Origin of the sequence: Vibrio sp. R-1 (assembly GCF_035615595.1) — a bacterium.
In the GTDB taxonomy this organism is placed as follows: Bacteria; Pseudomonadota; Gammaproteobacteria; order Enterobacterales; family Vibrionaceae; genus Vibrio; species Vibrio cholerae.
Map to the genome: position 1 here is coordinate 1 of NZ_WPDC01000359.1, position 271 is coordinate 271.

The window sequence follows — 271 nt, forward strand, 5'->3', positions numbered from 1 at the left end:
CGTCCACTCCGGTCCTCTCGTACTAGGAGCAGCCCCCTTCAATCTTCCAACGCCCACGGCAGATAGGGACCGAACTGTCTCACGACGTTCTAAACCCAGCTCGCGTACCACTTTAAATGGCGAACAGCCATACCCTTGGGACCGACTTCAGCCCCAGGATGTGATGAGCCGACATCGAGGTGCCAAACACCGCCGTCGATATGAACTCTTGGGCGGTATCAGCCTGTTATCCCCGGAGTACCTTTTATCCGTTGAGCGATGGCCCTTCCAT

1 rRNA gene is annotated in these 271 nt (G+C 56.5%); it reads right to left on the bottom strand.

Features of this window, described 5'->3' with window-relative positions:
• Positions 1–271, bottom strand: a 23S ribosomal RNA gene (locus tag GOU96_RS18510); the annotation flags it as partial.